We start from the raw sequence: 6,739 nt of genomic DNA on the forward strand, positions 1-6,739 counted from the left end.
CTCCGCCTGACTGCTTTAGCCAACGGTTCAGGCTTCGCTGAGTGAATACGAGACTGAATATAGCTCGGAACACATCCAGAACAGCAATACCAGCTTGCTTGGTGACATTCGACTGCTTCAGGAGTCTTGCTATCCTGTACTCCTTGAAAAAGGCAAAAACCATGGATTGGAGTTGATCTTGGTGTTGAGGTTCACGTACCATAAGGGAAAACATCCTCTTCTCTGTAGATTGTTGTCTCGTCAACTTCAGTCTACCAGAAAATGAGGGTGTTTTTGCCTTTTCAGCGCCTGAAATCCCAGTCGCACCAAGGATTTATTGACTCAGACCGGGTGCGAAACTTGAGTCAGTAATTTGACCATCCTCATTCCAAAGCAATACGTCAAAAACGTTCGGATGCTCATTTTGGTGGTGTTTATAAACATCCCGACGCGTAGTTTTGTGGTAGAAAAACCGATCCTCTTTGGAAACAGGCGTGTCGGCCAGTGCAACTGTCTGCACACCGCACGAAAGATCGTTTAGGGCTGTACTCTCGATCCGAACTTCACCAGTCCGCGACACGAGAAGGCGAACTCGGCGTCTCATACCCTCGAACTGACTGGCATGTTCCTGTAGTCTATCGATGATCATGTCAAGGTCAATCGGGATATCGAAAAACCTTGCTGACGAGGCTAATCTGCTCAAGTGGCGATGCAACAATGCGTACTCTCCGTGTTCCAATTTCAATGTTTCCAGCAACTCGAATGATACGTCTGATACCTCCAAAAACGCAGCTTTTGTGAATGCCTCTGTATATTCACCATCTGTAGTTGAATCCCACGTAATACCTCCACCTACACCATACTCTGCGAGTCCTGTTTCTCCGTCGATAAGGACGGAACGTATGGCAACATTAAACATGGCATCTCCATTTGGCTCAATGATTCCGATCGTTCCACAGTAAATTTCTCTTGGATTTTGTTCAAGATCGGATATGAGACCCATGGTGCTAATTTTGGGTGCACCTGTAATTGAGCCGCATGGAAACAAAGCCTGAAGCACATCAATAAAGGTCGGAGTTTCTCTGACTGTCGCCGTAACGGTAGAGGTCATTTGATGTACAGTGGGATAGGTTTCAATTTCAAATAGCCGAGGAACCTGCACGGAAGTCACACCGGGAATCTTGGATAAGTCATTGCGCAGTAAATCCACGATCATCACATTCTCTGCTTGGTTCTTTTGGGAAGCAGAGAGTCTAGAAGCAAGCTCTTGATCCTCTTCTAGCCATCTTCCACGTGGCATGGTTCCCTTCATGGGACGAGTTATGACTGTGTTTCCGTCCAACTTGAAGAACAATTCTGGCGAAACCGATAGAATCCGGAAGCGACCAATGTTCAAATAGGCGGAATAATCGGTCCGTTGGGCACGTCTTAAGCGGTGGTAATATCCTAAGTCATCGCCCTCAAATCGGGAGCGGAGTCTCATCGTATAATTGACTTGATAAGTTTCTCCCTGAGATATAGCACGCTTTATTTTTTGAATATTTTCGACGTACTGTTTTCGAGTGGTATCTGATTCCCAAGACGAAATCGTATAGTTCTCTTCCCAGCACAAATCAGAACCAGTATCCGGCTTTGCAAATATCCCAAACCATAGCAATGGCATTTTTTGATGCGAGCATACCCTGAACGCCGGATCGAAGGCAGGTGCCGCCTCATAAGATATATACCCTGCAGCAAAATATCCTTGGCTGACCATCCTCTGAATTTTTCTTAGTGCAGGGTGAACTTCGACAACGGAATTCGCCGAAATCACTTCCATGGGATTACTAAATATCCGCCGTTGAGCACGTCCATGCTTATCTACAAAATCAAAAATGAGGAGTGGTGATGGGGTTTCTTTATGCATACCTATATATTCCACCTGTTAGTTAAATATACTATTAAAATGCTTTCAGTACGAATGAGGGAAATTCTTCCTGTGTCCAGAAATCCACGTCAATGACGAGGATTCGATGTTGCTACTCCGCATTCTGGCGAGTAGTCCATAGGCCGACAAACAAGCAGAAAAGATCAACAACAGTTTATGGTGCACTGCCTATTATTAAGCTCACCTCAATACTATAATATCGGTTCACGAAAAATCGGACCCCAAGCCATGTGGGCGGCTTAACCCGAGAGGTCACTGCACCTTCTCCTTCGACGTTCGTGGCCCAGAGTCCTCCGGTGATATGGTCGGCTCAACGCAAGTAAAAGGGTCAATTGGAGCGTGTAAAGTTTCAGTAGGGACTTTTCCCCGAAAGGAAGGGGGAAGGCAAAAAATAGAAGAGACCTCACTACAACACCCAAAACAACCGCGTTGCAGCGCGGTAAAAGGAGTGAGGTCTCTATGTTCCCGATTCGACACGCCTTGAATGTTTTCCTGCAGCTGATGGCTGACCTTCAATCGGCAATATCTAACTTTTGGTCCACCGGAAACAGCGTACGATTGTGACCACTGTGGGAGAGGTGACGTTTTGGAGGCGGTACTACAGGGATCGACAAACCGGCCAGGGATGTTGTTTGCTGGACGAGCACTTAGGTCTCACGCCGCGGCAGCGAGTATCCCCTCGGTTGCGGGAGAAGGCGGTTGCGTTGGCGGTGGAGATGCCCTATCACCGGGGGGTGGTGGCGTATGAGGGGAAGCGCGAGGTGGCAAAAGGGCGGCGTGAACTGATGGGACGCCGGATTGCGGCTGGTGTGTCCGAGGGCCAAGAGTTCTGGGAACAGACCGTGGTGCAGTTTGGCCACACCTGAGACTGGAGCGGAGTGAACGGCTGCTGGCTGGGTACGGACGGGGCTGCGTGGGCAAAGCAGGGATTGGACATGTTACCCGGCGCTAAGCACCGGTTGGACCCGTATCACTTACGTAAAGCGCTGCTGCAGGCCTTAAGACCGGAGGATGCGGCTTACCGCGAGGTATGCGAGGGCCTGGAAGCTGGGGAATGGGAACGGATTGACCGAGTACTGATGAATGTGGAGCGTCGCAGCCGAGGCCCGGTGAAAGAGCGCGTGCGGCAGCTGAGAGGGTACCTATATCACAACTCGTTCCTATGGGAAGCACGAGGTATGGATCGTTGATACGTCGCGACATAGCGATCAAGTGTTAACGCGTGAAAAGGACGGCAACTTTTATTGGTCTAAATCCGTGATAAACAGGAAGGAAATATCCTCTTGTTGAACGAAAAGGGCAGAAGAGTTCAATCTCATTGAGTATAATTTGTATATTCAGTTGTTCTGAAAGTGAGGAAATGTGCTGTGAGACGTGTAAGATCTGTCTGTCCCCTCGATTGTCCGGACACCTGCAGCCTCTTGGTTGATGTTGAGGACGGGAAAATCGAGCGGGTCACAGGTCATCCCGACCACCCTGTTACAAAAGGTGCCATCTGCCATAAAGTTCGCAGGTTTCCAGAGCGGGTATATCATAAAGACCGCCTTCTCTATCCTTTGCGACGAACGGGACCAAAAGGTTCTTTGCAGTTTGAACGCATATCTTGGAGCGAAGCATACGACGAAATGAAACGCCAATTCCAATCTGCGATTGAAACGCATGGTGCGGAATCAATTCTTCCCTATAGTTTTTATGGAAATATGGGGGTTTTAAACGCGGAAGGAATGGACCGGCGATTCTTTCACCGCCTCGGGGCCAGCCGGCTCGAGCGAACGATTTGCAACGCAGCTGGCTCTGCAGGATTTACCTATACGATGGGCGCCAACGCCGGAATCGATCCAGAAGACACAATCTACTCAAAACTCATTCTCATCTGGGGATGTAACGTTGTGAGCACGAACATGCATCAAATGCTGTTAGCGAACGAAGCTCGCAAGCGCGGTGCCAAAATTGTTGTCATTGACGTCCACAACAACCGCTCTGCCAAGTGGGCAGATTGGTTTATTCAAGTCCGCCCTGGAACCGATGCAGCATTAGCGCTAGGCATCATGCACATTCTCATCCGTGATCATCTTGTTCAAGAAGACTTTGTAAAGCAGTACACCGAAGGCTACGCCGAGCTAAAACGTCATGTGTCCGAATACACTCCAGAGAAGGTTTCGGCAATTACCGGTGTATCTGTGGAAGATCTCCGCTCCCTTGCGCATTTGTACGGAACAACGACACCTTCGTTTATTCGAATTGGCAACGGTCTTCAGCATCATGACAATGGTGGCATGATTGTACGCTCGATTGCGTGCCTGCCGGCTCTCACCGGACAATGGGGAATCCGTGGAGGAGGGGCAGTAAAAGGGAACAGCTATTACGCCACTTTGAATACACGAGGGCTTCAGAGGCCGGATTTGATGCCCAATCCCTTGCCGCGTTCCATCAACATGAACCGACTGGGAGACGCCCTGCTTGAAACAGCACGTCCAGTCAAGGTGCTTTTTGTCTATAACTCAAACCCAGCGCAGGTTGCGCCTGACCAAAACAAAGTACGGCAGGGGCTATTGAGAGAGGACCTGTTCACCGTTGTTCACGACCTCTTTCTTACGGACACCTGTAAATATGCCGATCTCGTATTGCCTGCAACCAGTCACTTTGAAAATCTTGATTTATACAAATCCTACTGGCACTTGTATCTCCAGTTGCATGAACCGGTGATTCCACCTCTTGGAGAGTGTAAGTCGAATTTTACGCTGTTTAAAGAACTGGCAAAGGTGATGGGCTTTACCGATCCTTGCTTTAACGATACGGAAGAAGACATGATTGAGACTGCCCTTCAAAATGAGCACAATCCATATTTGCGCGGTATATCGCTCCAGTCCTTACGTGAGAAGGGATGGGTGAAGCTGGGGGGACCTTCAGAGACAGAACTTCGCGAGGCAGGATCACCTACTCCGACCGGGAAAAAGATCGCCTTGTACTCGGAGAGCATCAAGCGTGCAGGGATGTCTCCGCTGCCCACACATGTGGAGCTGTCAGAAGACACGTCCTACCCGCTGTATTTTACAACACCACCCAATCATCACTTTTTGAACTCGACGGGAGCAAACGTTCCTGCGTTAATGGCGGCAGAGCGACGTCCTGTCCTCCAGATTCACCCAGTGGATGCTCTGAAACGCGGAATAGAGCAAGGACAGCTCGTTAAAATTTTTAACGACCGGGGATCAATCGTTCTCCGAGCTGATATAACTCCGGACGTCCAGCCTGGTCTTGTAATTTCACAGGGGCTGTGGTGGGACGACGACGTACTTGGTTACCAGTCTGTAAATGTACTCACGTCACAGAGATTGGCCGATATGGGAGGTGGTGCAACATTCTTTTCCACTCGGGTTGAAGTTGTAAGTCTCACATAATTTGTAATCGTCAGCCCGCCAAGGGATGAATATCGTTTTTTGGCGGGCTTTTTCTTTTGTGCTATGGAATGTTATAGGCTGTTCTTCTTGAACTAACGCGGGCTGATGCGACAGAAAGACATGGGCACCCCTTGTTGCGCTTAAGGGCAGATTCCCTTTTTGCGAGAACTGGAGGTTAGAGTAGAAGCTGTAACAAGAAATCTTGTTTTCAACGCTCTAGGACAAGCAAAAACAGATATCCAGGATGCTGCTTCTAAAGCCACCAAACTTTCAACGCCTCAATGAAGAGGTATGGAGGAATTCTGTGCGTTCAATACTTTTACTCTTGCAAACTGAAATATCTTATCGAAAGCTCCTCTTGGCGAGTCTCATAAGTGGTACGGGAGACACTTTTAATAATGTTGCAATATTGAGTTTGCTATTGCATTTAACCGGTACCGGATTGGCCGTTGGTCTGGTTTTAGCGATCCGTATACTTCCACAGCTTCTGTTGGGGCCGATCGCAGGAATCTTAGCCGACAGGATTAGTAGAAAGACAATCTTATTAATTTCTGATTTTGGACGAGCCCTTGTCGCAGTGAGTTTTATATTTGTTCGTTCAAATTCGGAAATCTGGATTGTCTATGTAGCGAGTTTTATCCTCGTTATATTTTCAACACTTTTTACTCCGGCGAGGACGGCGTGTATTCCGCAATTGGTCAGTTCTAAAAACGTGGTTCTCGCCAATTCCGTTGAACAATCTTTATCTGGAATTGTCACGGCTATTGGCTCTGGTATCGGAGGGGTTGTAACAGCGATTTTTGGCCAAGATATTGCGTTCGTCTTTAATGCAGCATCATTTCTGCTGTCTGGTCTTATCTGTTGTACCATAAAATTTCCGGACTACCGAACTCAGGATTCGAACGTCAACCGGGTAGCGGATGTAGAATCGGAGAGACAATCTTCATTTGTAGAGCTATTAAGATGTTCGCGTTTAATCCAAATCTTGGCCTTACAATCAGTGCTTTGGCCAATGGGGGGTGGAGCCATTAATGTGCTTTTAAGCATTTATGGGTTTCGTGTGTTTCATCAGGGCAATGAAGGAATTGGGGTACTCTACGGTGCACTGGGTCTTGGTTTCTTTGTTAGTGGATTGGTCGGTTTCAACTTTTCAAAGCGGATTAGGGAGACGACGATATTTGCTGTAGTAATAGAAGGGATATGTCATCTACTTGTAAGTAGGTCTCCGGATATTTGGTTGGCAGCTGTCTTTCTCGCCATAGGGACTGTTAGTGCCGGGATAGGAAACGCGGCGAACAATTCTCTTACAATGATGAACATACCTAGCGAGTATCATGGCGTATTGAACCCCACATTGTCAAGACAGATGGGATGGCTTTTAAGAAAGAGATGATAGATTTACAATTCAGATAAAAACCGTCTCACGCTGCGT

Annotated in this window: 5 protein-coding genes and 1 pseudogene; 4 read left to right on the forward strand and 2 right to left on the reverse strand. The window is 48.0% G+C overall.

Annotation, left to right across the window (positions count from 1 at the left end):
* Nucleotides 1-202, reverse strand: a pseudogene (locus G463_RS23365) (hypothetical protein); the annotation flags it as partial.
* A 111-nt stretch (nt 203-313) separates the two neighbouring features.
* Entirely contained in the window at nt 314-1,885 is a 1,572-nt protein-coding gene (pabB, locus tag G463_RS21115) for an aminodeoxychorismate synthase component I (RefSeq protein ID WP_051322401.1), read from the reverse strand.
* 554 nt (nt 1,886-2,439) lie between these two features.
* Here pabB and G463_RS22575 point away from each other — a divergent pair.
* From G463_RS22575 to G463_RS22580, 4 genes are all read left to right on the forward strand, one after another.
* Nucleotides 2,440-2,772, forward strand: coding sequence for a UPF0236 family transposase-like protein (locus tag G463_RS22575; protein WP_084171852.1), 333 nt, complete (start codon nt 2,440-2,442; stop codon nt 2,770-2,772).
* A 12-nt stretch (nt 2,773-2,784) separates the two neighbouring features.
* A complete protein-coding gene (locus G463_RS0116720; protein ID WP_026976056.1) occupies nt 2,785-3,096 on the forward strand; it encodes a UPF0236 family transposase-like protein in 312 nt (103 codons plus the stop codon).
* 162 nt (nt 3,097-3,258) lie between these two features.
* On the forward strand, nt 3,259-5,307 hold the full coding sequence (locus tag G463_RS0116725) for a molybdopterin-containing oxidoreductase family protein (protein WP_026976057.1): 2,049 nt from the start codon (nt 3,259-3,261) through the stop codon (nt 5,305-5,307).
* A gap of 304 nt (nt 5,308-5,611) precedes the next feature.
* Nucleotides 5,612-6,700 carry an MFS transporter gene (locus G463_RS22580; protein ID WP_169725501.1) on the forward strand — a complete coding sequence of 363 codons (1,089 nt, stop codon included), beginning with the start codon at nt 5,612-5,614 and terminating at the stop codon, nt 6,698-6,700.
* Nucleotides 6,701-6,739: the final 39 nt, after the last annotated feature.

It is taken from the genome of Alicyclobacillus contaminans DSM 17975, assembly GCF_000429525.1.
In the GTDB taxonomy this organism is placed as follows: Bacteria; Bacillota; Bacilli; order Alicyclobacillales; family Alicyclobacillaceae; genus Alicyclobacillus_A; species Alicyclobacillus_A contaminans.

Excerpts from the sequence above, each read along its gene's own strand:
- pabB (WP_051322401.1), bottom strand. The coding sequence starts at position 1,885 with ATGCATAAAGAAACCCCATCACCACTCCTCATTTTTGATTTTGTAGAT.